Here is a 22,718-nt window from a genome sequence, read left to right as displayed (position 1 = left end):
ACCTTCTCCTTTAGGAGAGAAAGTTCTGATGAGCATTATTTATTTCACATGACTCGCTAACTCTTTTTGAGCTTTTTCGTTTGATTCAGCTTTTTCTTTGAGCCATTTTTCACGAGCTTCTTTGTACTCTTTGGTTGTTACAGTGTTAGCTTGCAATTTAAGGTACTTGAAGTATACATCTGAACCTTTATCACCAGATTGAGTGTAAGAGGCTGAGAATGGTACTACACGAGAAATAACTGGTGCTGCTCCTGAAGATGACATAGCTGGAAGGAAGAGTGAGCTATCTGTCAACCAAGCTTGAGCTGCTGCATATTTCTCATAACGTTTGTTAAGGTCACTTGTTTCACTAGCTGCATCATCAACTAATTTGTCGTAATCTTTCAAACCAACTTGAGCAACCGCTGGGTTTGATGGATTGTCATAGCCCATGTAGGTCTTAGTTGTTTCACTATTAGTTGATTTCAAGATATCAAGGTAAGTCGATGGATCATCATAGTCTGGATTCCATCCAACAGCACCTGAAAGGTCCCAATCTTCTGCTGCAGCACTAGCAGCGTAGTACGTGATATTGTGTAATTCATCCGTAGTGATTTGTTGGATATCGATAACTACATTATCTGTACCCAAAGCGGTCTCAACAGATTGTTTGAATGATTGGATACGAGCGATATAGTTTTTAGATGTTTGGTCAACTGGAATATCCAAGTGGATTGGGAATTTCACACCATCTGCTTCAAGGTCTTTTTTAGCTTTAGCTAGTTCTGCTTTAGCTTTATCAGCATTGTAAAGTCCATCTTGAGCATCCGCAAAGTTTACATCTTTCCACTCATCACCATAAGAAACAACTTTCTCAGTGACCAAGTCACCAAATGTTTTTTCACCTGCTGAAACAAATTCTGGTTTTACGAAGAGGTTACGGACAGCAAGGGCTGCTCCATCCTTACCATTTAGCTGAGCTGAATAAGCAGTACGATCAAAAGCAAAGTTCAAAGCTTGACGGAAGTCTTTGTTGAGAAGGGCTTTCTTAGTAGATGTTTTTTCTTCGTCAGTTGTTTTTGATGTGTACTTATAGCTTTGACGGTCAATATTAACACCCAAACCAGCAATACCAGCTCCTTGTGGAGTATAGTAAATATTGTCTTTATATGTTTCTGCTACCTTAGAATAGTTTGAGCTAGTAGGGAAGAGACGGGCATAACTGTATGCACCATTTGTAAAGTTACGCTCAAGTGACTCTTGGTCTGAACCATCATAATAAGCAAGTGTTACAGTATCGATGTGAACATTATCTTTATCCCAATACTGTTCATTCTTCGCAAATTCGATAGAAGACTTAGCCGTCAACCCTTTAAGCAAGAAAGGTCCATTGTAAAGCAATGATGTTGGGTCTGTTGCCTTACCAAAGTCTTTACCTTTTGATTTTTCAAACTCTGCGTTCAAAGGCCAGAAGATTGCGTAAGACAATTTAGAGTTCCAGTATGGTTCAGGTTGGTTCAATGTATATTGAAGAGTGTAATCATCAACAGCTTTAACACCTACTGCAGAAAAGTCCGTATTAGTCCCTGACACATAGTCAGCCAATCCTTTTACAGAATTTTGTGCTAGGTAAAGAGCGGCTGATTTATTGTCGGCTGCGTGTTTCAAACCTGTAACAAAGTCATTTGCAGTTACTTCTGCATATTCTTCACCATCAGATGTTAACCATTTTACACCTTTACGAATCTTATAAGTGTATGTTAATCCATCTTGAGACACTGACCAGTCTTCAGCGACTGCAGGAGTAAGGTTACCATACTTATCATTTGTAAAGAGTCCATCGATACCGTTTGAAGTGGCAACTTTAGTACTTTGTTTCCCAGAGATAAGGTAGTCCAATGTTTCTGGGTCAGCAGTATAAGTATAGCCATAGGCTTTTGGTGCTTCAGCATTTGATGATTTTGAAGAACCACAAGCTGCGAGAACGCCTGTTGCGAGTAGGGCAACCCCTGCTACCGCAAAAATCCGACTTTTTTTCATGTTTAGTTAACTCCTCTATATAAAATTAATGAGATACTGTTAATTATACCACACTCCCTTTCAAAAGTAAACGAATTTTCAGAATATTTTGTCGCATGCCTTTTGAAAGCAGGAAAACTTACATTTTCAGAAAAGAAACTATTGACGAGATTTAATTTAAAAGGTATAATAATAAAAGTTAAGGCGGTATAGCCAAGTGGTAAGGCACGGCTCTGCAAAAGCTTGATCGTCGGTTCAAATCCGTCTACCGCCTCTATATTATCAAAGGCTCCTACAGGAGTCTTTTCTTTTTAACTACTAGAAAAGCTTTATCAGTTCTGCTCTGATAAAGCTTTTGTTTTATTCTGTTTCTTCTTCTGATTCAAGTTCTTGAATTTGAACCTTAAGCTTGGTTACACGTCCATTTTTGACCTTATCATTAGTTAGGGTGATATGCTTATTGCTACTTTCTAACTCATAGCTAAGTTTTTCTGATGTTGGAATAGTTCCCACACCCGTCAAATAATAACCAGCGATTGTATCTACATCATCACTTTCAAGTTCAACATCGAAATAACTATTGAAGTCGTTCAAGTTCATCGTACCTTGAACAATGTAGGTATTCTCACCAATAGTGTGAACATAAACCTCAGCACGGTCAGTTTCGTCGTCAATCTCTCCGACAATCTCCTCAAGGAGATCTTCTAGTGTAACTAGACCAGCCATACCACCATACTCATCCAAAAGGATTGCCATCTGTCTTTGAGTATTTCTGAACTCTTTTAATAAATCATCCACAAAAATCGTTTCAGGTACAAAGAGTGGATCTTGCAAGATTCGCTTCCAGACGATATTGTCAAACCCGCTGACAAAGGCTTCTTTAAGGAGGCTCTTGGTGTGAACCAAACCAATGACATTATCCTTGTCTCCATCATAAACAGGAATACGAGAAAAGTTCTGTTTCAAGATACTTTGGATAATGGTTTGAGTATCATCCTGAATATCTACCATAAAGGCATCTGTTCGGGGAACCATGACTTCACGTGCCATGAGTTCGTCGAGTGAGAAAATCCCCTGCAACATTTCAATTTCATCTGCATCTAAGGTTTCTTCACTCTTAGACAACATGTACTCAATCTCATCACGAGTCATTTTTTCATCTGCATCGTCAAATGTCATCGGTGTCAATTGACTCAAGAGATTCGTCGAGGCAGATAGCATCCAAACGAAGGGACTCACAATCTTACCAAGAGCAATAATAAACGGTACTGTTCTGATAGCCAAGGCATCCTTAAGATTTAGAGCAATTCGCTTAGGATAAAGCTCACCAAAAACAATAGAAATATAGGTCAAGAAAGCTAATGATAAGAAGCTAGCTACCGCATAGGCAGTTTCACTATTTCCCATCCAAGAGGCGATTAACTCTCCAAGTGAATCTGCTAGTTTAGCCCCTGACAAGATCGTAATTAAGGTGATACCAACTTGAATGGTTGATAAAAAGTGATTAGGGTTTTCAAGCACCTTTAGCAAACGGATATAGCGTTTATCTCCCTCCTCAGCTTTTTGCTCAACACGTGAACGACTAAGTGAAACCATGGCCATTTCTGTTGCAGAGAAAAAGGCATTTAAAAAGGTCAAAACAACTAATAAAACAAATTGCAGTAACAAATCCTGACTGCTCGGGTCTTCCATTTTCCTTCTCCTAAATAGTATAATTGAGTCTATTATACCACATTTTTTCTCTTCTACACATTATTTTACGATTTCAATAGTTAATCCCCTATCTGAGGAGATAAGGGATTTTTAGTCTATTTTGCTTTTGTAACCGTAACTTGACCTGTTCGGTAGTCAAGCTGAATTCCATTTTGGACATTCGGAATGACGACGTTAAACTCCAACTCCCCATCAGAGGACTTGGCTTCAATCTGAGAAGCTGACGGTACCAAATCTTGCTCAGTAGCATAGAGTAATGTCACGCGGTAACGAACTCGTTTGTTTTGATCTAGGGCTTTTCGAACCAAGCTCTCATAATAGTTTTGGCCTGTCGAATCTTCGGCACGCGCCTGGTTAGACCAAGCTGTCTGAACAGCGATATTTTTAGGATTGCTAGTAGAAGCATCAAAGCCATCTAACCCACCGATCAAGGCATAGCCCAACAAATGCCCTCTATCGACCGCATGGTTGTAGCTTCCCTTTAGATTCTTAACCTGATGCCAGCCTGCTGGCGTCCAAGAAGTCGAGCCATTGCCAGTCTCTTCACGGTCTTTGTACTGTCTTGTCGCTTTTGACATGAGGGCGTTAGCGACAGTTGGAACCGTCTCCCCACCTACAGTTTTTGTCTTGTTATCAGCATAGGGTTTGCTTGAAACCTTTGCATCCAAATTTGTCTTATTACCATTGACGATAAAGGCTCCTGCTCCATTCCATTCAAGAGAACCCTTAATTTGTTTTTTGATAGAATCTGTCAGGACACTTTCAGCTAATTCTTGACTTGGAGCATCCGATGCTTGCGACTTCTGCTTTACTTGCGTCTGAGGTGCAGAGTTGGAAGCCTGCATCTCCTTGATATAATAACTTCCTGCTGACAAGAGCAGAAAAAGCAAGAGACCTACTAGAGTCTGTCTAGTTTTTTTATTCATATTTTCTCCTTATACTCTTCGAAAATCTCTTCAAACCACGTCAGCTTCCATCTACAACCTCAAAACGGTGTTTTGAGCAACCTGTGACTCTCTTCCTAGTTTGCTCTTTGATTTTCATTGAGTATTATATTCAATTCCTAGAAAAAGGCTGGGACAAAAGTCCTAACCTCTCAATTGTATTTGGATTGTCGAGCAAGACGCAGTGGTTGAGTGGGCTCTACTACGCTGATTTCATCAGCTTTTACAGCCCTACTCAACTGTGCGGAGGTGGGACAACGAAATCGAATTCTAACGAATTACCGATTTCTGTCCCACTCTCATTTTCCTGTAAATTTTGTGATGAGTTCTTGCCATTTTGCTGGCGCCAAAATAGCCCAAGGGTCTTCCCCTTTTCCTAGTATGCCATAGCCAATCATCAAACCAATTGCAAGAGCTAAAGCACCTAGAAGGAGAACTAGCATAACCAAGACAAAACGACGCAATACATATTTGGCTTCTTTATTCATCTTCATCAGCTTCCACACTTACCCGTTCAATCTTAGCTCCTAACTGAGCCAACTTTTCATGAAAACGGTAGTAACCTCTATCTAAATGGACAAGTTTTCCAACAACTGTCTCTCCTTCAGCTACTAGTCCTGTTAAAATCAAGGCTGCACTGGCACGCAAGTCTGTCGATAGAACTTCTGCACCTTGAAATTGCTGTCCGCCAATAATACGAGCTGTATCACGGATAATTTCTGAGTGCAAGCCCATCCGACGCATCTCTTCTAAATGTTGGAAGCGATTCTCAAACACAGTCTCCACCATGGTTGACTCACCTTGAGCTACCGTCATCAAGGCCGTAAACTGGGCCTGCATATCTGTTGGAAATCCCGGATGTGGTAATGTCTTAACATGAACAGCCTTTAGCTTATCCCGCTGAGAACGTACACGAATCCCTTCATCCTCATCAATGACTTCAACTCCCATTTCGAGTAATTTAGCTATCAAGGGACGGTTGTGTTCCCAAATGGCATCTTGAATCAAGACATCTCCACCAGTCATAGCAGCTGCCACCATGAAGGTCCCTGCTTCAATACGATCTTGCACAACATTATGGGTCGCACCGTGCAATTTCTCAACACCCATAATGGTAATCGTTTCTGTACCAGCACCTTTGACTTTGGCACCCATTTTATTTAGTAGAACAGCTAAGTCTACAATCTCGGGTTCACGCGCCGCATTTTCAATGACAGTAACACCCTTAGCAAGAGTTGCCGCCATCATCAAGTTTTGAGTAGCACCTACACTAGGGAAATCCATGTAAATATGAGCACCCTTCAAGCGTTCCGCCTTAGCCTCAATATAACCTGCTGTCTGAGTAATTTGAGCTCCCATTGCTTCGAGTCCCTTTAGGTGAAGGTCGATAGGGCGACTACCAATGGTACAGCCACCTGGCATAGAAACCTTTGCGTGTCCTACACGAGCCAAGATTGGCCCCAATACTACAATAGAAGCACGCATCTTGCTGACATACTTGTAGGGAGCTTCTTCTGTGATATCCCCAGTTGCATCAACTTCGACAATATGAGCATCCTGATCAAAATTAACTTGAGCATGCAATCCACGAACCACTTGGTTCATGGTAAATACATCTGATAAGATTGGAACATTTTTTAAAACAGTTTTTCCTTCACTTGCTAAAATAGTTGCCGCTAGCAGAGGCAAAACTGCATTTTTTGCGCCCTCGATGGCGACACTTCCAACCAAGCGATTATCGCCACCTCGAACTACAATTTTTTCCATAAAATATTTTCCTTTACTTACAATTTTAGAATAGCGCTCTAATTGCTTCTTGCCAGAGTTGGTAGAGATTTAGGAAAAAGGAACTAATCAGATATCCTAAACCGATACTACACAATACTACCAAGAGTCGAATCTTCCCCGCATTGTCCTTGGTCACCTTTAAAATCTGATCCCATTTAACCAGGTCTTTCAAAAGTTGAAAGACTAGATAGACAAAGAACATATGACTACTAAGGGTAAAAAATAATTGAATCATCGGCCTATTATACCATCTTCTCTTTTTCTACGCTAGTTTATAGATTCCCCTACTTTTTAGGGATTATTTTTCAAATAGTCAATCGCATCCTGAAGTGTTTTTACTGGAACAATCTTCATGTCTGTTTTAATCATTTCTGCAGCTTCTACAGCCGTATCATAATTACTTTTTGCATGTGGATTAGCCTTTTTAGCTTCTTCAGTGACTGGATTGTTAGGAGCAAAGAAGACTGTTGCTCCTTTTTTAGCTGCGGAGACAACCTTTTTATCAATCCCACCAATATCACCCACATTACCATCTCTGTCAATGCTTCCTGTACCAGCTACGATACGACCATTCCGAAGAGTTGGTTCTGCAATTTGTGTATAAATAGATAGACTAAACATGAGCCCAGCACTCGGCCCACCAATTCCTGCCGTTGAAAAACGAATAGGGATATCACTAGTCACTTCCGTGCGGTCAATCAGGCCAATCCCGATACCATTTTTCCCGTTTTCCAGAGTAATAATTTTCCCTTCGGCAGACTTGATTTGTCCATCTTCTTCATAGGTGACCTTTACCTTATCTCCCAGAGTTTGAGAATTGACATAGTCAACTAAATCCTTAGAACTCTCAAAAGTCTTATCATTAACCGCTGTTACTGTATCAGCAATATTGAGAATTCCTTTAAAGGTCGAATTGTCGGTAACGGTTAAAACGTAGACCCCAAGGTAGTTGAGTTCTATCTCTTTTCCAGCAGCCTTCAAGCCTTGGTATTTGGCCATGTTCTGCGAAGTTTCCATGTAGAATTGGTTGATGCGGACAAATTCTGCATCTGATGAACCACCCGTCATTTCCTTAGCACTATGAATATCTGTGAAAGGTGTTAGCCAAGCATAGATCAAATGAGCTAGTCGAGCACGTTGAACACCAACTGTTACAAACTGGTAAGAGCCTTCCTCTTGATCAGGCTGATTATTTACCTGCAATACCTTACGAATATCCTCTGAAGTCCCTGGAACCTCAATGTAATAAGGCAGGGGCACTGTAAAAGCAACAAAGGTAATGATAAGTCCCACAATCAGGTATATGGGCCATCTAGTCTTTTTCTTCATCTTCTAATTCCTCCAAGACAGTATTTGGCACATATCCACTGATATCTTGACCAAATTTTAATAGTTCTCTGACAGCTGAAGAGCTAATGTGTATATGCTCTAAACGACTATGGAGATAGATCGTCTCTAGTTCACTTGCCAGCTGGTGATTGTAATAGTCAAAACTGGCTTCATACTGGAGGTCTGTAGCATTGCGTAATCCTCGCACCAAGACCTGAACACCAAGTTTTCTAGCAACGTCAACTACCAATTCATCGTGAGAAGCCATCACTTCCACATTTTTGAGATGTCCCACCGCTTTTTCAACAGTCTTCTTTCGACTCTCTATCGGTAAAAATCCCATTTTGTGTGGATTATAAAAAATCCCTACATACAATTGATCAAAGAGCTTACTTGCACGCTCGATGAGATCCAAATGTCCATTAGTCATCGGATCAAAGGAACCTGTAAATAGCCCAATCTTATCTGACATAAACCGTCACCTTACTAATTCCATATATTTTTTCCTTCCAGATACCCAAACAGGCGATTTCTTCTGGAAGTTCTACCGATTTATCGGTCTCACATACCACCATGACATCTTCTGAAAAAAGATTTCTCTCTGCCATTTTTTCAATATCTGACACGATTTGTTCTTTTGCATAGGGAGGATCCAAGAAAATAAGATCAAAGACTCCATCCACCTGCTCCAAAGCTCGACTGGATTCCATTTTCAATAATTGAAATTTAGAGGTTTCCTTAGTCATCCGAATATTTTCTGCCACAATACTCTGGGCCCTGCGATCTTTCTCAACCAGTACTGCACTGGACATTCCCCTTGAGACAGCCTCGATGGATAGACCGCCACTGCCAGCATAAAGATCTAACACACGTCCACCTTCAAAGTAGGGACCAATCATATTAAAAATAGCGCCCCTAACCTTATCTGATGTCGGTCTAGTTGTTTTCCCGTCTAGCGTCTTTAATGGACGCCCTCCGTAGATTCCTGATACGATTTTCATACCGTATATTATACCAAATTCTTATCAAAAAAAGAAAATCGAACCTTACGGCTCGATTGATTAAAGAATATTTTCGTAAGTATCTCTCACTTCTTGAGGCCAAACACTGGTTTGAACTTCTCCGATATGCTTTTTACGAAGCAAGAACATAGCCATACGAGACTGACCGATCCCTCCACCGATTGTCAATGGGAAGAGTCCATTTAGGAGAGCCTTATGCCATTCTAAAGTTAAACGGTCTTCGTCTCCTGTGATAGCTACCTGACGGCGAAGAGTGTCTTCATCGACACGAATTCCCATTGAAGATAACTCAAAGGCTGCACCAAGATTCTCATTCCAAACTAGAATATCCCCATTCAGACCCTTATAACCATTTTCAGATTCTGTTGTCCAGTCATCGTAGTCCGGTGCACGACCGTCATGAGGTTTTCCGTCTGATAGCTCTCCACCGATACCGATCAAGAAGACCGCTCCGAATTCCTTACAAATGGCATTCTCACGTTCTTTTGGAGTCAAATCCGGATAACGTTCGACCAATTCTTCTGTATGGATAAAGGTAATCTGTTTTGGTAAGATAGACTCAATATCGTAGCGTGCTTCGACTGCAAGTTCTGTCAAACGGATGGCCTTATAAATCTTTTCTACTGTTTCTTTAAGATAGGCAAGATTGCGTTGTCCGTTTGGAATAACTTTTTCCCAGTCCCACTGGTCCACATAGACTGAGTGAGTTGCATCTAGCGAATCTTCATCTGGTCGAAGAGCTTTCATGTGAACAAATAGACCTTCTCCTTCACCAAAACCAAATCGAGCCAAGGTATGGCGTTTCCACTTAGCAAGTGAATGCACCACTTCATAAGTTGCATCAGGAATTTGGAGAACCTTGACTTCCACGGCATGCTCCACACCTGATAAATTGTCCTGCATCCCATCCCCAACCTTACTCAAGATAGGACCTTGTACCTCAACCACTTCTAACTTATCTTTTAAATACTGGGTAAAGGTGTTTTTTACAAAGGAAATTTCTTCCTGTTGATGGATAAAACTTTTCTTCATACATCTCTCCTTTTGAATAATAAGATGATTATACCCTTTTGCCAGTAAAAATGAAAGTAAAAATTAAAAAAAGAGCTCCACGGAGCTCTAAAAATCAATCGTCACTACCGAAAATACGGAGCAAGCTAAGGAATACGTTGATAAAATCCAAGTAAAGACTGAGCGCCAAAGAAACTGCCCAACCTGTTGCAACCTGACCACCTGACTCCTCATAAACATAGCGAATCTTTTGGTTGTCCCAAGCAATCAAGCCTGCAAAAACGAAAACCATGATAATGCTGATGATATAGTCAAAAAGGCTACTGTTTAAAAAGATATTGACAATCATAGCTAGTATGAGGCCCACCAAAGCTGCCAACAAGGCACGTCCCATACCGCTCAAGTCCTTCTTAATCACAACTCCGATAAGAGCCATCACAAAGAAGAGAGCTGCACTAGATACAAAGGCTGTCAAAACAGTACCTGGGGTATAGAGCGAGACAACGAAACTCAGTGTAAAACCGTTTAAAACGGAATAAAGCAAGAAAATTGGCAAGGCTGCTGGACTGTTTTTTAAAGCCATACTACTCGCTACATAGACCAGAGCAACTTCTACAAAGCCCGCAACTATTAGCCATACACGAGCATTCATCATAATTTGAACGAGCAAATCCTGGAAAGTTGTCAACATGAGTCCTGAGACAAGGGCTGATAAGCCAATTCCCAAACCTACAAAAGCATAGACTTTTGCATAGAATTGATTCAAACCAGAACGTTCTTGAATAATTGTTTGATTCATATCTTTTTCTCCTTATGAAATCTTTTTACTGATTATAACAAAAATAAAATGATTTAACTCAAATAAAACATGAGTATACCCGCTGCAATGGCAACATTGAGACTTTCCGCCTGGCCCTTCATGCTGATATGAACCAGTTGGTCTGCCTGCTCTGCTATGAATGGACTAATACCTTGACCCTCATTTCCCATGACCAAGGCGAAATCCTCTTGATAAGCCAGCTCACGATAATCTTTAGAGTTTTGGGACAAGGTAGTTGCTAGAATCGGTAAATCGCTCTTTTTAGCCTTTTCGCAAAATATTTCAACAGACATGCGATAAATAGGCAAATGGAAATGACTTCCTTGCATAGAGCGAAGAGTTTTGAGGCTATAGATATCTGCTGACTTGTTTGAAACAATGACTCCAGAAAAACCTGCCGCATCTGCCGTCCGGATCATTGTGCCAACATTTCCTGGATCCTGCACATCTTCTAAGAAGAGGTATTTACCCTGGATCAAATCTGGCAACTGCTCCTCTTCCTTTTGAACAATGGCAACAATACCCTGAGGAGTTTGCGAATCTGCTAAATCAAGCAAGATTTCTTCAGTAACAAAGACAGTCTGGGAATAGTCACTTAATTTTTCGCCATACTCTGCAAGGGCAAATATTTTCTCAATCTTTGCACCAGCCTGAATAGCTTCTTCAAACAGATGCCAGCCCTCAATCAAGTAAGAGGTTTTCCGATATTTTTTTTGATGTAATTTTTTGGCATTTTTCACCACAGAATTGGTTTTAGAGGTTATAATAGTCATAGAAATATTATAACACAATCAAGGAGGTTTGGTATGCAAAAGGTTAAAATGATCGCTCAAGGTCGCGTCCAGGGAGTGGGCTTCCGCTGGGGTGTCTATAGTCTGGCTCTAGAACTAGGTGGCATTACGGGTCGTGTCTGGAATAATGATGACGGAACCGTTGAAATTCTGGCCCAGGCCGAGTCTTCTGCCATTATGGCTAAGTTTATCCAAGAGATCCGAAAAGGCCCTACACCTTTCTCTAAAGTAACCTACCTAGATGTGCAAATGAGTAACTTCCCATCCTATTCGGATTTCAAAGTCGCAAATTAGGTCCAGAGAACTATTGTATATTTTCCAAAAAAACAGTAGAATAGAAAGGTATAATTTTTAAAGAAGGAATAAAAACAGTGAAATCAATAAAACGTTTCGCCCTCTCGGCTATGGGAGTGGCTATGCTATTAGTCTTGACAGGTTGTGTTCAGATTGATAAAGCAACAGGTAAGCCAATTGGTCCCGTTTGGGATTTCTTGGGTGCCCCGATGGGAGAAGCTATCAAGTACTTCGCTACTGATAAAGGTCTAGGCTTCGGGGTCGCTATTATTATCGTAACCATCATCGTCCGCTTGATTATTTTGCCACTTGGTATTTACCAATCATGGAAGGCAACGCTTCACTCTGAAAAGATGAACGCCCTCAAGCATGTCCTTGAACCACACCAAACTCGTCTCAAGGAAGCAGAAACACAAGAAGAAAAACTCGAAGCCCAACAAGCTCTCTTTGCCGCTCAAAAAGAGCACGGCATCAGTATGTTTGGTGGCGTAGGATGTTTCCCTATCCTCCTTCAAATGCCTTTCTTCTCAGCTATCTACTTTGCTGCTCAACATACAGAAGGCGTTTCTGAAGCTAGCTTCTTAGGAATTGCACTTGGTTCTCCAAGTTGGCTTCTCGTAGCCTTCGCAGGTGTGCTCTATTATCTCCAATCACTCCTTTCTCTACATGGAGTTGAAGATGAGACTCAAAGAGAACAAATCAAGAAGATGCTCTATATGAGTCCTCTCATGATTGTCATGTTTTCAATCTTCTCGCCAGCCAGTGTCACACTTTATTGGGTTGTCGGTGGTTTCATGATGATTCTCCAACAATTCATCATCAACTACATGGTTCGTCCAAAACTTCGTAAAAAAGTACGTGAAGAATATGCCAAGAATCCACCAAAAGCAAGTAAAACTTCAGCTACTCGTAAAGATGTAACCCCTGAACCAGCAACAGCTATCACAACTTCTAACAAGAAGAAAAACAAAAAACGCAATTCTGGAAAACAACATTCTAGATAAAGACTAAAAGGCCTAGCATTTCAGCTAAGCCTTTTCTATTGTAGAAAAGAGGTCGGGATAATAAATCCCAACCTCTCTTTTTATCCATGTACACGTTTCATGTAATCTTGATAGCTTTCTGTATCCATTAGTTCCTTAGCATTCTTCACACGCTCTGCTGTCGGGGGTTTAACCCCTTCAAGCGAATACGGAATCCCAAGTTCACGCCATTTGAACTCCCCCATGGTGTGGTAAGGCAAGATTTCAAACTTGTCAACGTTTTTAAGAGTTTTTACGAACTTACCAAGTTCAATCAAATCTTCATCTCGGTCTGTCAATCCAGGCACGAGAACGTGACGGATCCATACAGGTTTACCGATTTCTGACAAGTATTGAGCACATGCCAAGATATTTTTGTTGGTTTGACTAGTCACAATCTTGTGTTGCGCTTCGTTGATTTCCTTGATATCAAGGAGTACCAAGTCTGTAACAGCCATCAATTTGTTGAATTTTTCTAGATAGCGTGGTTTATTACGGAATGGAAGAGCACAAGTATCCAAGGTACAGTGGATACCTTTTTCTTTTGCCTTGGTAAAGAGGGCAATCAAAAAGTCAATCTGAAGTAGCGCTTCTCCACCACTGACTGTAATACCACCTTTTGTCCCCCAGAAGCCACGATAACGGAGGGCTTCTTCTAGAACATCGTCCACTGTTCGTTCACGAGATTTATTGGTTTCCATAGCCCATGTATCTGGGTTATGACAGTACTGGCAACGCATCTGACATCCTTGAAGAAAGACAATAAAACGAATCCCGGGTCCATCTACCGACCCAAAACTCTCTGTTGAGTGTACCATTCCTGTCACTTGTCCATAATCAATTGTTTCTTCAGTCATATCGTTCCCTTTCTTGAAACCGTTTTATAGCTTTATTATATCATGCCTGAAAAGAAAAACCACAGATTTTGCCTATTTTTTAGAAAACAATCTGTTTTTCACTTTCAACTTTCATGATTTTCAAAAATTTACTCATCCTTGTCAAAATCAAAGCCATAGAGAGTTGCAAAATAATCTTCTGGTCGCTCTGCTCTGCGGATTAGTCGTGCACCACCATCCTCTTTATAGAGAATTTCTGCTGAACGAAGTTTGGCATTGTACTGGTAGCCCATAGCAAATCCATGCGCCCCTGTATCATGAATGACTAGTAGATCGCCAATTTCTGTTTGAGGTAGTTCACGATTAACTGCAAACTTGTCGTTGTTTTCACAAAGAGAACCAACAACATCAACCACTTCAGTCTGACCATCAGGATGCATCATATTGGTGATGTGGTGATAGGCACCATACATAGCTGGTCTCATCAGGTTGACAGCTGAGGCATCTACTCCTAGATAGGTACGGTAGGTTTTCTTTTTGTGAGTTACTTTTGTGACTAGAATTCCATGAGGTGCCAACATAAAGCGTCCTAGTTCTGTAAAAATCTTAACCTGACCAAGTCCTGCTGGTGTGAGGACTTCTTCATAAACCTGACGAACTCCCTCACCAATTACAGCGATATCATTAGGCTCCTGATCTGGACGATAGTTGACCCCGATACCACCTGAAAGATTGATAAAGTCCAGTGAAATACCCAACTTTTCCTTGATTTCTACTGCCAATTCAAAAAGTTGACGTGCTAATTCTGGATAGTAGAGATGGGTCACTGTATTGGAAGCTAGGAAGGAATGAATCCCAAAGTTTTTAGCTCCCCTTTCCTTCAAGATGGCAAAGGCTTTAAAGAGCTGTTCCTTAGTCATCCCGAACTTAGCTTCACCAGGATTATCCATAATGTCCGTACCCAGTTCAAATACTCCACCAGGATTGTAACGGCAAGAGATAATCTCAGGAATCCCCGCAGCGCGCTCTAAATGCTCAATATCTTCGAAGGCATCCAAGTTGATAGTCGCACCTAATTCACTGGCGTATGCGTACTCTTGGTCTGGAGTGTTATTGGATGAGAACATCATGTCTGAACCTGCAAATCCAAGCTTGTGACTCATTAAAAGTTCGACATAACTAGAGCAGTCAACTCCACAGCCTTCTTCTTGTAAGATTTTCAAGATAGCTGGTGTCGGAGTCGCCTTGACAGCAAAGTATTCTTTAAAACCCTTATTCCAAGAAAAGGCCTTGTTTACTGCGCGTGCTTTCTCGCGGATCCCCTTCTCATCATAGAGGTGAAAAGGAGTTGGAAACTCCTCAACAATTTTTTCCAAGGACTCACGGTTAATAAATGGTGTTTTCATAGGTCAGCTCTCCTTTACATCGACTGGCAAAGAAAGGCTGGGACAACCGTTCCAACCTTTGTATTTCAAGTTATTTCTTATTTTTCTGTATCGAAGATATTTCCAACTTCAACTTCAATTTGTTGGTTCTTCACATCAATATTGGTAACCTTCAAGAGTGATTTATAGTCAAATTGCTGTTCACGATCTTCCTGAGCATTGTCAGCAAAGACAGCTACACCAGCCAACTCTGAATCAAACTCAGTTAAAAGGCTAATCATCCCGTTAATGGTTCCTCCACCCTTCAAGAAGTCATCGACAATCAAGACACGACTTCCCGCTTTGAGGCTACGTTTTGAAAGGAACATTTTTTCAATACGCTCGCTAGAACCTGAAACGTAATTGACACTTACGGTCGAACCTTCTGTGATTTTCAAGTCTCGACGGACAATGACAAAAGGTACATTGAGGACATTTGCAACTGCATTAGCAAGCGGAACCCCTTTGGTTGCCACAGTCATAACCGCATCAATCTTTTGATCCATGAAGCTCTTAGCAATAATGCGACCAATATTTTTCAAGATGGACGGTGTGCTGAGCAGATCCGATAGATAAATGTAGCCACCTGGAAGGATACGATCGCTTTCTGAGAGCTTTTCACGCAACTCATCAATAATAGCTTTAGAATCTTGGGTAGAAATAGACGGTGTGAAAATGACACCACCACCAGCACCTGTCACCGTTTGAATATGACCAATTTCGATCTCTTCAAAAGCACGTTTGATGATGACGATATCTTCTGAAATAGAAGACTTGGCAGATTCATACTTTTCTGCAAAGGTGTTGAGACTGGTTAATTTGTATGGATTGTTGATCAAGTAATTGGAAATAACAACCATCCGATCACTTCTTCTTAATTTCATTATGCATTTACCATTCTTTTTATTTAGTCTTTTTCTAATTATATCACACTAGAGTTAAAAAAACGAACTTTATTACCTAAATAAAGCTCATTTTTTTAGTTTCTAGTCTAATTTTGGCTTATAAAAGGAACGATTGTCCATGGCAAAGACCTTATTGGTCATTTCTCCCTCATCAACAAGAGCGAGAGCCGTTGACATCATCATCATACTTGCATCTAAATTATCAATCATATGAATAATTTCAGCTTCCATCACACGAGGACGAACTGGACTACCATACTCGAGTAATCCATGGTGACTGAGAATGACATGGCGAAGCAGGACAACCTCTTCTTTGGTATCATCGATTCCAAGCTCCATAACTGCTTTTGTGATTTCACTGTCAATCAAAGCAATATGTCCCAAGAGATTTCCTCTTACTGTGTACTCAGTTTGGTCAGGACCTGTCAACTCGATGACCTTGGCTAGATCATGGAGCATGATTCCTGCATAGAGTAAACTTTTATTGAGCTGAGGATAAATATCTGCAATTGCATCCGCCAAACGAACCATGGTTGCTGTATGATAGGCCAAGCCAGTTTCAAATGCATGGTGGTTGGTTTTGGCGGCCGGGTAGGAATAAAACTGCTTGTCGTACTTGGCATAAAGACTTCTGACGATACGTTGCCAGATAGGATTTTCAATTTTGAAAATCATCTGTGACATATACTCACGAATCTCTTTGGCATCAACTGGAGATTTAACCTTAAAATCAGCTGGATCATTGGGTTCACCGGGTTGAGGCAGCCGAAGGGTAATTTGATTGACCTGAGGGGTGTTATTGTAAACTTCTCGGCGGCCTTGCATGTGAACAACCTTACCTGCAGTAAAGGCTGAAACATTATGTGGTTGAGCATCCCAAAGTTTGCCTTCGATTTCCCCACTATCATCTTGGAAGGTAAAGGCTAGGTAGTTTTTCCCAGCTCGGGTTTGTCTAAGATCAGCTGACTTGATTAGGTAAAAACCTTCAAAATGCTCATCTTTCTTCATGTGACTAATCTTCATATTCTTCCTCATCTTCTTGGAACTGGAGTAGATCAAGCGCAGGCTCACCTTCTGACAATTCAATATGTCGGAGCGTTCGCTCGATAGCTGTAGTACGACGGTTTAGTAATTCATCAATATTGCCAGAGGCATGTTGGAGGTGTTTTTGCGCTTTAACCAAAATACCACCAAACTTGCCAAATTCGGTTTTGACGCTAGCAAGCGTTTTACTGATATGATCAGCACTCTTTTGGATATTGAGAGTCTTGAAGCCAACTGATAGGGAGTTAAGGAGGGCTGACAAGGTACTTGGCCCTGCAACGATAATCTGCTCCTCCCGTCTCAAATCATCAAAGAAGACAGGATTACGAACAATTTCTGAGTAAAGACCTTCTGTCGGTACAAACAAGACTCCAAAATTTGTCGTCCGAGGTGGCGCCAGATACTTTCTCTTGATATCCTTAGCAAAACGCTTAACACTTGCTAGGAGAGATTTACGACAACGTTCGATTTCATCCTTGTCACCTGCTTCATAGGCTTCTTCTAAGCGGTAATAGTCTGCCAGTGGAAACTTAGAGTCAATTGGTAGATAGACATATTCCTGATCACCTTGTCCAGGTAACTTAATAGCGTATTCCACACGTTCACTCGAATTTTCAACCGTTGCATATTCTCGTTCGTACTGGGCAGGTGTCATGATATCCTCTATGATTTGCCCCAGTTGTAATTCTCCTAGAATTCCTCGAGTTTTTGTGCCAGATAAGACCTTATTAAGGGCACCGACATCACGGGCAACCGTCTGCATTTCTCCAAGGCCACGATTGACAGATTCCAGCTGTTTGGAAACTGTCTCAAAGGAGGCTTGTAAACGCGTCTGCAAGGTCTTTTCTAGTTTTTCCTCAACCGTTTGGCGCATCTGTTCCAAACGTTGCTCATTTGATTCCTGCAAGGCCTGAAGGCGTTGGTCAGTCTTATCTCTTGTTTGGAGGAGGTTTTCATTCATCTCCTGTCGAACCTGAGTCAGACCTTGGTGCAACTCGATTCGGATTTCCTGCAAACGGTCACTGACAGCCACTTCAAGATTTTTTTGGTCAAGCTGACTAGCTTGTCTGGCTTGTTCAAAACGATAATCCAGCTGGTCTGAAAGATTATCTGCCTGATCCTCCAAGCTCTTGGTCAGATATTTTTCCTGCTTGTCCTGCCTTTGCCAAATAAGAAAGAGGCCGGCTAGATTAGCAACTAATAAAACAACAAGTAAACTTTCCATCCTACCTCCTGTCTTTGCTATGCAGCACGACCACATAGCCATCTGGGCAAGTCACCGACACTTCCCTATCTATATATTCGTTAGAAGCGTAAACTTTCTTAAAGAAAAAATTTTTCTCTGTCAACTCATACTTGGCACCGATAATGGTTAACTGACTGTCCCTCACGGGCATAAAGGCCAGATAATCATAGTCCAAACGTGGTTCTAGCTGACTGGTCCCTTCTGGACAATAGGCAATCAAGTTTTGCCCATCCTCAATCTCTATTTGGCGCATATAGGGTGCTAATTTGGGATTGCTGGGTAGAAAGACATTGGCCAGCATATGGTCGATGCGACCACCTAGGGCGCCAAAAATGGTCACCTGAGCCTGAGGATCCTTTTCAAAAACCGTTAACAGTGCTAATTCCAGATCCGTATCATCTTTTTCTGGCTGGGCTTGGACAAAGTGTCGCGCACGTTTTTGAATCAACTGACCTTCTTCTACAGTCACAGAATCAAAATCCCCAACGGCTAGCGCAAGAGGAAGTTCTTCTTCCAATGCCCAGAGTGAGCCTCGATCCACACCGACAAAACAGTCAAAATCTGTCCGGAAGTGACCGCGGTCTCCCCCTGCAAAAACTGCAACTTTAGTCCAGTTGTTTTCGGAGGGCTTGCACTCGTTCATTGACATCTCCCTTAAAAACATAAGACCCTGCTACAAAGACTGTAGCACCAGCATCTTTAGCTTGAGCAATCGTTTTATCATCAATCCCGCCATCCACTTCAATTTCAAAGTTCAAACCTTTTTCCTCGCGAAGAGCTACCAACTCACGAATCTTATCCATGGTTTCTGGCAAAAAGGCTTGTCCACCAAATCCAGGGTTAACCGTCATGACCAAGACTTGATCAACTAAGTGAAGCACGTGCTTGATCGCCTCAACAGGTGTTCCAGGATTGATAACAACCGATGGTTTGACACCTAGAGAACGAATCTTTTGAAGAGCGCCATGGATATGAGGTGTTGCCTCTACGTGAATGCTGATGATATCTGCCCCTGCACGCGCAAAATCTTCTAAATGATGTTCGGGATCTGATACCATCAAGTGGCAGTCAAAAACCATCTTGCTGTGAGGACGAAGAGCCTCGACCACACCTGCGCCAAAGCTGATTTGTGGCACAAAGTGACCATCCATGATATCGATATGGGCGTATTCTGCCCCAGTTGCTTCTAGGCGTTTAATTTCACGTTCAAAGTTGGCATAATCTGCTGCCAGAATTGACGGAGCAATCTTGTATTGAGACATAGGTTTCTCCTTATTTTGGAATTTTTTTGCTGACTTTTTTATAGGTTTCTCTGCGATTTTCAATCTCACTGAGGAATTGCAAATAGTTGTCAAAACGGAAGGTAGCAATAATCCCCTCTTCTACTGCTGGTTTGACTGCGCAAGATGGCTCATGAGTATGCGTACAAGTACGGAACTTACAGTCGCGACTGACACTAGCAATCTCTGGAAAGGCCTGGTTTAGCTCTTCCGCACTTGACACTTCATAATCCAGCGATGAAAATCCTGGTGTATCTGCGATTTTGCCACCATTAAGATTGTAAAAACTAACAGCTCGAGTAGTATGGCGACCGCGACCTAAACTATCAGAAATTTCTCCTGTTTCGAGATTGAGGTCAGGTGCAATTTTATTAAGCAGAGTTGACTTCCCGACACCTGTCTGCCCCATAAAGACTGTCACTTTGTCTGTCAACAAGGGCAAGAGTTCCTCTTTACTAGTCACAAAATCGTAACCAATAGCACGATAGGTCTGCTCGTAAAAATCCAGTTCTCCCCCATCTTCTAGTAAGTCCATCTTAGAAATATAGACGATAGGATGAATGCCCTTATGCTCTAAAAGAACCAAGAAGCGATCCAGCAAGTTGCTATTAAAGTCAGGTTCTTTAACGGACATAATGACAACGGCTTGATCAATATTGACAATGGGCGGGCGAACCAGACTATTTTTTCGTTCATGAATTTCTAAAATATAGCCTTCTGAATTCTCTTCCGCAGAAAATTCTACCCAATCCCCAACATAGGGGGTGTGACCTTTTTTACGAAAATTCCCACGCGCGCGTGTTTGATAAACCTGGCCCTCACTCTCCACATAGTAGAAACCCGCCAAGGCTTTAATGATTTGTCCCTGCATCTTAGAGTCCTTGTCCTTTAAGTGCATCTGCTAGACTAGCAAATTCTGCCAAGCTGAGAGCTTCACCACGTACACTTGGTGACAAGCCGGCTTGCTCCAAAGCCTTGGTCAGCTTATCCTTGATTTCCTCAGTCTTCCCAAAGTAACCTGTCAAGTTGTTCCACAAGGTTTTACGACGATGAGTAAAACTAGCCTTGGAAACCTTAAAGAAGAAGTTCTCATCTTCGACCGCAACCGCCGGTTCTGGACGGCGTACCATTTTTAAGATAGCTGAATCTACGTTTGGCGCTGGCACAAATACTGTACGAGGAACGATAAAGGCAACCTTGGCAGTCATATAATACTGAACTGCAATTGACAAGCTACCGTAAGCCTTGGTATTTGGCTTAGCAGAGATACGATCTGCCACTTCTTTTTGCATCATGACCACAAACTCACTAAAAGGAATCCCACTTTCAATCAAGTGCATGAGAATAGGGGTTGTGATATAGTAGGGTAAGTTAGCCACTACCTTGATTGGCAAATTAGGATTTTTGAAATTCTGGATATGCTGCGCCAAATCAACCTTAAGAATATCTTCGTTAACTACGGTCACGTTGTCAAAATCACGCAGGGTATCTGCTAAAATCGGTACCAAACGGTGGTCAATCTCAAAGGCCATGACTTGAGCTGCACGCTCCGCCAAAAATTCGGTTAAAGCACCAATACCTGGTCCAATTTCGATAACATTAACCTGGTCATCAATTTCAGCTGTGTCCACGATTTTTTGAAGGATATTGGTATCCGTCAGGAAATTTTGCCCGAAGGACTTTTTAAAGGTAAAACCGTGACGTTCTAGCACTGCCTTGGTCACGCTATAATCTGCAATTCTCATTTATTCTCTTTTCTAATATTAAAGAACTTTCTAATCTAGAGCTCTTCCTCTTTGCTTGTCACTGTGCTCTTGCATTTCTTTAAAAGCTGTTAGACTAACATAAGCACCAGCTTCATAGTATTCCGTTGGGTTTATGGCATAGTCAAAGCCTTCAATCATGCCTCCAGCTTCTTCAATCATGCCATTCCACTTTTCATCAAAGACCATTCTCAGACGTTTCCAATCGGTAAATACTGGAATTGAATTTCGTCCATCTTTTCCCTCTCTAACGGGAATATTAAAGTTAGCGTCTTTTTCCAAAACAAAGGAATTTCCTTCTGAATTATCCTCTGGGAATCCTGATGCTGCATCTAATGGAAGCAAGAATTTTGCTTTAGGCATAGCCATAGAGAAGAACTTGTAGTAAAGCCCATAAACTAGTTCTTGCTCTTCTGTAGTCGGTTGATCCATCTGTCCCATCAGGAGCATCCATCTTACCAGGTCAGGATTCATGACAGGCACTTGTATTTCTGGCAAATCAGAAAAATCTGGTTTTTGAACCAAGGCTGAGGCACTGATACTAACTTCCTTGGAATTAAAGATTGCTCCCATGGCACCGTTTAAGTAAAAGGCTGTCCCAAGGAAATTTTCTATCCCTTTTTTATCTTCCGTATTTTCAATCAGTTTTACGACTGAGTTTGGTCGACTATCAATGGTTTCCTGAAATTGGCGATACCAAGATGGTGTCAAAAGCATAATCATGGGATCAGTACACAGATAACCTTCCTCACCTCTGTCATAGGTCGTTGATAAAAGGTAAGGTTCGCCTGTTTTTTCCGAATAAACTGCATAAACCGAATCTGCTGCTAACAACTTGTCCTTGACGATTTCCGCTAGACCTTCCAATTTGCGAGTGTTGGCTTGATAGCTTTCTTCACTTTCAGTTTCCTGATTTTGACGGCATTTCCATAAAAAGAGACGTAAAATCTCTACGCTGTCATCAAGGCTAGCTGCCAAATAATCCTCATTAGTTAACTGACCCTCTTGGATGGCTACAAAAGCACGATAAAGAGCATCTGAATAGCTAGATAATTTTTGTTCTTCCTCAACACCTGAACTAAAGAGCACACTTCCTTTTTTCAGTTTATCCAAAGAAGGAATCCTATCAACCACTAGATGCGCGAGAACTTCATCAGTAAGACTATCGGCATCTTTGTTTTGACTGCTGAGCTTTTTAACCTCTACAGAGCCGAGAGCTTCCATTCCTTGGTCAGGATTGCAAAATTGCAACTGTTCGCCAACCTTGAGAGTCCCTTCTAAACTCCCAACGATCAATAATTGATTCTTTTCCTTCATAGGGAGAAAGTCCAAAACTCCCACACATGCATTGTTTTTAGACTCTTCTTCCGCTTCCGTCTTTTTCAAATAGTCAAAGATTCCCATTTTTTCTCCTTGTTGTTACTACTCCTTAGCAGTTTAGGCAAGAAATGATGTTGTCAATACTCTTATCTAAGTCTTGCTATCAAG

Annotated in this window: 24 protein-coding genes and 1 tRNA gene; 3 read left to right on the top strand and 22 right to left on the bottom strand. The window is 41.5% G+C overall.

The features are described from left to right. Positions 1–39: 39 nt before the first annotated feature. Positions 40–2,019 (bottom strand): peptide ABC transporter substrate-binding protein, encoded by a 1,980-nt coding sequence (locus ACORHT_RS01495; protein ID WP_434350354.1) that lies wholly within the window; start codon positions 2,017–2,019, stop codon positions 40–42. Between the two features lie 182 nt (positions 2,020–2,201). Between ACORHT_RS01495 and ACORHT_RS01490 the strand changes: the two genes are divergently transcribed. Next, a tRNA-Cys gene (locus ACORHT_RS01490) sits at positions 2,202–2,272 on the top strand. A gap of 86 nt (positions 2,273–2,358) precedes the next feature. Here ACORHT_RS01490 and ACORHT_RS01485 read toward each other — a convergent pair. The 11 genes from ACORHT_RS01485 to ACORHT_RS01435 form a co-directional block, all read right to left on the bottom strand. Next, a complete protein-coding gene (locus ACORHT_RS01485) occupies positions 2,359–3,690 on the bottom strand; it encodes a hemolysin family protein (RefSeq protein WP_434350353.1) in 1,332 nt (443 codons plus the stop codon). A gap of 116 nt (positions 3,691–3,806) precedes the next feature. Next, positions 3,807–4,637, bottom strand: coding sequence for a DNA/RNA non-specific endonuclease (locus ACORHT_RS01480; RefSeq protein WP_434350352.1), 831 nt, complete (start codon positions 4,635–4,637; stop codon positions 3,807–3,809). A 317-nt stretch (positions 4,638–4,954) separates the two neighbouring features. Further along, a complete protein-coding gene (locus tag ACORHT_RS01475) occupies positions 4,955–5,149 on the bottom strand; it encodes a DNA-directed RNA polymerase subunit beta (RefSeq protein WP_075230249.1) in 195 nt (64 codons plus the stop codon). After that, positions 5,136–6,422 carry a UDP-N-acetylglucosamine 1-carboxyvinyltransferase gene (gene murA / locus ACORHT_RS01470; RefSeq protein ID WP_434350351.1) on the bottom strand — a complete coding sequence of 429 codons (1,287 nt, stop codon included), beginning with the start codon at positions 6,420–6,422 and terminating at the stop codon, positions 5,136–5,138. Before murA ends, ACORHT_RS01475 begins: the two co-directional genes overlap by 14 nt. A 25-nt stretch (positions 6,423–6,447) precedes the next feature. Then, positions 6,448–6,678 (bottom strand): DUF1146 family protein, encoded by a 231-nt coding sequence (locus ACORHT_RS01465; RefSeq protein ID WP_083312451.1) that lies wholly within the window; start codon positions 6,676–6,678, stop codon positions 6,448–6,450. Positions 6,679–6,734: 56 nt separating this feature from the next. Further along, on the bottom strand, positions 6,735–7,772 hold the full coding sequence (locus ACORHT_RS01460; protein ID WP_414271185.1) for a SepM family pheromone-processing serine protease: 1,038 nt from the start codon (positions 7,770–7,772) through the stop codon (positions 6,735–6,737). Continuing rightward, the gene (gene coaD / locus ACORHT_RS01455; protein WP_434350350.1) at positions 7,756–8,244 is read right to left on the bottom strand and encodes a pantetheine-phosphate adenylyltransferase; all 489 of its coding nucleotides are present in this window, start codon (positions 8,242–8,244) and stop codon (positions 7,756–7,758) included. The genes ACORHT_RS01460 and coaD overlap by 17 nt, the downstream gene beginning before the upstream one ends. After that, positions 8,234–8,773, bottom strand: a complete 540-nt coding sequence (rsmD, locus tag ACORHT_RS01450; protein WP_414283308.1) for a 16S rRNA (guanine(966)-N(2))-methyltransferase RsmD — start codon at positions 8,771–8,773, stop codon at positions 8,234–8,236. The genes coaD and rsmD overlap by 11 nt, the downstream gene beginning before the upstream one ends. A 60-nt stretch (positions 8,774–8,833) precedes the next feature. Beyond that, a complete protein-coding gene (gene asnA / locus ACORHT_RS01445; RefSeq protein ID WP_434350349.1) occupies positions 8,834–9,826 on the bottom strand; it encodes an aspartate--ammonia ligase in 993 nt (330 codons plus the stop codon). Between the two features lie 94 nt (positions 9,827–9,920). Beyond that, complete coding sequence (locus ACORHT_RS01440) at positions 9,921–10,604, bottom strand: Bax inhibitor-1/YccA family protein (protein ID WP_049549553.1); 684 nt, start codon at positions 10,602–10,604, stop codon at positions 9,921–9,923. Between the two features lie 53 nt (positions 10,605–10,657). Further along, complete coding sequence (locus tag ACORHT_RS01435; protein WP_434350348.1) at positions 10,658–11,398, bottom strand: TrmH family RNA methyltransferase; 741 nt, start codon at positions 11,396–11,398, stop codon at positions 10,658–10,660. Between the two features lie 33 nt (positions 11,399–11,431). On the opposite strand from ACORHT_RS01435, the gene ACORHT_RS01430 reads away from it, so the two are divergent. Together ACORHT_RS01430 and yidC are read left to right on the top strand one after the other, a co-directional pair. Further along, positions 11,432–11,710 carry an acylphosphatase gene (locus ACORHT_RS01430; protein WP_001174500.1) on the top strand — a complete coding sequence of 93 codons (279 nt, stop codon included), beginning with the start codon at positions 11,432–11,434 and terminating at the stop codon, positions 11,708–11,710. Between the two features lie 77 nt (positions 11,711–11,787). Further along, on the top strand, positions 11,788–12,714 hold the full coding sequence (yidC, locus tag ACORHT_RS01425) for a membrane protein insertase YidC (protein ID WP_434350347.1): 927 nt from the start codon (positions 11,788–11,790) through the stop codon (positions 12,712–12,714). An 80-nt stretch (positions 12,715–12,794) separates the two neighbouring features. On the opposite strand, the gene pflA is transcribed toward yidC, so the two are convergent. The 10 genes from pflA to ACORHT_RS01375 form a co-directional block, all read right to left on the bottom strand. Then, positions 12,795–13,589: a pyruvate formate-lyase-activating protein gene (gene pflA, locus ACORHT_RS01420; protein WP_075230239.1), complete on the bottom strand. Its 795-nt coding sequence runs from the start codon at positions 13,587–13,589 to the stop codon at positions 12,795–12,797. Between the two features lie 128 nt (positions 13,590–13,717). Continuing rightward, on the bottom strand, positions 13,718–14,974 hold the full coding sequence (locus ACORHT_RS01415; RefSeq protein ID WP_434350346.1) for a diaminopimelate decarboxylase: 1,257 nt from the start codon (positions 14,972–14,974) through the stop codon (positions 13,718–13,720). Between the two features lie 77 nt (positions 14,975–15,051). After that, positions 15,052–15,876: a pur operon repressor gene (purR, locus tag ACORHT_RS01410; RefSeq protein WP_434350345.1), complete on the bottom strand. Its 825-nt coding sequence runs from the start codon at positions 15,874–15,876 to the stop codon at positions 15,052–15,054. Positions 15,877–15,978: 102 nt separating this feature from the next. Beyond that, positions 15,979–16,920 (bottom strand): 3'-5' exoribonuclease YhaM family protein, encoded by a 942-nt coding sequence (locus tag ACORHT_RS01405; RefSeq protein ID WP_434350344.1) that lies wholly within the window; start codon positions 16,918–16,920, stop codon positions 15,979–15,981. Further along, positions 16,910–18,166, bottom strand: coding sequence for a DNA recombination protein RmuC (gene rmuC, locus ACORHT_RS01400; RefSeq protein ID WP_434350343.1), 1,257 nt, complete (start codon positions 18,164–18,166; stop codon positions 16,910–16,912). Before rmuC ends, ACORHT_RS01405 begins: the two co-directional genes overlap by 11 nt. A 1-nt stretch (position 18,167) precedes the next feature. Beyond that, positions 18,168–18,830, bottom strand: coding sequence for a thiamine diphosphokinase (locus tag ACORHT_RS01395; RefSeq protein ID WP_434350342.1), 663 nt, complete (start codon positions 18,828–18,830; stop codon positions 18,168–18,170). Beyond that, entirely contained in the window at positions 18,793–19,449 is a 657-nt protein-coding gene (gene rpe / locus ACORHT_RS01390) for a ribulose-phosphate 3-epimerase (RefSeq protein WP_434350341.1), read from the bottom strand. The genes ACORHT_RS01395 and rpe overlap by 38 nt, the downstream gene beginning before the upstream one ends. A gap of 10 nt (positions 19,450–19,459) precedes the next feature. Next, entirely contained in the window at positions 19,460–20,338 is an 879-nt protein-coding gene (rsgA, locus tag ACORHT_RS01385) for a ribosome small subunit-dependent GTPase A (protein ID WP_434350817.1), read from the bottom strand. 1 nt (position 20,339) lies between these two features. Next, positions 20,340–21,212, bottom strand: a complete 873-nt coding sequence (gene rsmA / locus ACORHT_RS01380) for a 16S rRNA (adenine(1518)-N(6)/adenine(1519)-N(6))-dimethyltransferase RsmA (RefSeq protein WP_434350340.1) — start codon at positions 21,210–21,212, stop codon at positions 20,340–20,342. A 30-nt stretch (positions 21,213–21,242) separates the two neighbouring features. Then, positions 21,243–22,634 carry an SseB family protein gene (locus ACORHT_RS01375; RefSeq protein WP_434350339.1) on the bottom strand — a complete coding sequence of 464 codons (1,392 nt, stop codon included), beginning with the start codon at positions 22,632–22,634 and terminating at the stop codon, positions 21,243–21,245. Between the last annotated feature and the right edge of the window lie 84 nt (positions 22,635–22,718).

It is taken from the genome of Streptococcus sp. KHUD_014 (genome assembly GCF_051106275.1).
Taxonomy (GTDB): Bacteria; Bacillota; Bacilli; order Lactobacillales; family Streptococcaceae; genus Streptococcus.
This window is presented reverse-complemented; position numbering and strand designations above follow the sequence as displayed.

What these genes read in the sequence shown, in the direction of transcription:
- ACORHT_RS01495 (WP_434350354.1), bottom strand. Translation starts at nt 2,019, where the DNA reads ATGAAAAAAAGTCGGATTTTTGCGGTAGCAGGGGTTGCCCTACTCGCA.
- ACORHT_RS01485 (WP_434350353.1), bottom strand. Translation starts at nt 3,690, where the DNA reads ATGGAAGACCCGAGCAGTCAGGATTTGTTACTGCAATTTGTTTTATTA.
- ACORHT_RS01480 (WP_434350352.1), bottom strand. Translation starts at nt 4,637, where the DNA reads ATGAATAAAAAAACTAGACAGACTCTAGTAGGTCTCTTGCTTTTTCTG.
- ACORHT_RS01475 (WP_075230249.1), bottom strand. Translation starts at nt 5,149, where the DNA reads ATGAAGATGAATAAAGAAGCCAAATATGTATTGCGTCGTTTTGTCTTG.
- murA (WP_434350351.1), bottom strand. Translation starts at nt 6,422, where the DNA reads ATGGAAAAAATTGTAGTTCGAGGTGGCGATAATCGCTTGGTTGGAAGT.
- ACORHT_RS01465 (WP_083312451.1), bottom strand. Translation starts at nt 6,678, where the DNA reads ATGATTCAATTATTTTTTACCCTTAGTAGTCATATGTTCTTTGTCTAT.
- ACORHT_RS01460 (WP_414271185.1), bottom strand. Translation starts at nt 7,772, where the DNA reads ATGAAGAAAAAGACTAGATGGCCCATATACCTGATTGTGGGACTTATC.
- coaD (WP_434350350.1), bottom strand. Translation starts at nt 8,244, where the DNA reads ATGTCAGATAAGATTGGGCTATTTACAGGTTCCTTTGATCCGATGACT.
- rsmD (WP_414283308.1), bottom strand. Translation starts at nt 8,773, where the DNA reads ATGAAAATCGTATCAGGAATCTACGGAGGGCGTCCATTAAAGACGCTA.
- asnA (WP_434350349.1), bottom strand. Translation starts at nt 9,826, where the DNA reads ATGAAGAAAAGTTTTATCCATCAACAGGAAGAAATTTCCTTTGTAAAA.
- ACORHT_RS01440 (WP_049549553.1), bottom strand. Translation starts at nt 10,604, where the DNA reads ATGAATCAAACAATTATTCAAGAACGTTCTGGTTTGAATCAATTCTAT.
- ACORHT_RS01435 (WP_434350348.1), bottom strand. Translation starts at nt 11,398, where the DNA reads ATGACTATTATAACCTCTAAAACCAATTCTGTGGTGAAAAATGCCAAA.
- ACORHT_RS01430 (WP_001174500.1), top strand. Translation starts at nt 11,432, where the DNA reads ATGCAAAAGGTTAAAATGATCGCTCAAGGTCGCGTCCAGGGAGTGGGC.
- pflA (WP_075230239.1), bottom strand. Translation starts at nt 13,589, where the DNA reads ATGACTGAAGAAACAATTGATTATGGACAAGTGACAGGAATGGTACAC.
- ACORHT_RS01415 (WP_434350346.1), bottom strand. Translation starts at nt 14,974, where the DNA reads ATGAAAACACCATTTATTAACCGTGAGTCCTTGGAAAAAATTGTTGAG.
- purR (WP_434350345.1), bottom strand. Translation starts at nt 15,876, where the DNA reads ATGAAATTAAGAAGAAGTGATCGGATGGTTGTTATTTCCAATTACTTG.
- ACORHT_RS01405 (WP_434350344.1), bottom strand. Translation starts at nt 16,920, where the DNA reads ATGAAGATTAGTCACATGAAGAAAGATGAGCATTTTGAAGGTTTTTAC.
- rmuC (WP_434350343.1), bottom strand. Translation starts at nt 18,166, where the DNA reads ATGGAAAGTTTACTTGTTGTTTTATTAGTTGCTAATCTAGCCGGCCTC.
- ACORHT_RS01395 (WP_434350342.1), bottom strand. Translation starts at nt 18,830, where the DNA reads ATGAACGAGTGCAAGCCCTCCGAAAACAACTGGACTAAAGTTGCAGTT.
- rpe (WP_434350341.1), bottom strand. Translation starts at nt 19,449, where the DNA reads ATGTCTCAATACAAGATTGCTCCGTCAATTCTGGCAGCAGATTATGCC.
- rsgA (WP_434350817.1), bottom strand. Translation starts at nt 20,338, where the DNA reads ATGCAGGGACAAATCATTAAAGCCTTGGCGGGTTTCTACTATGTGGAG.
- rsmA (WP_434350340.1), bottom strand. Translation starts at nt 21,212, where the DNA reads ATGAGAATTGCAGATTATAGCGTGACCAAGGCAGTGCTAGAACGTCAC.
- ACORHT_RS01375 (WP_434350339.1), bottom strand. Translation starts at nt 22,634, where the DNA reads ATGGGAATCTTTGACTATTTGAAAAAGACGGAAGCGGAAGAAGAGTCT.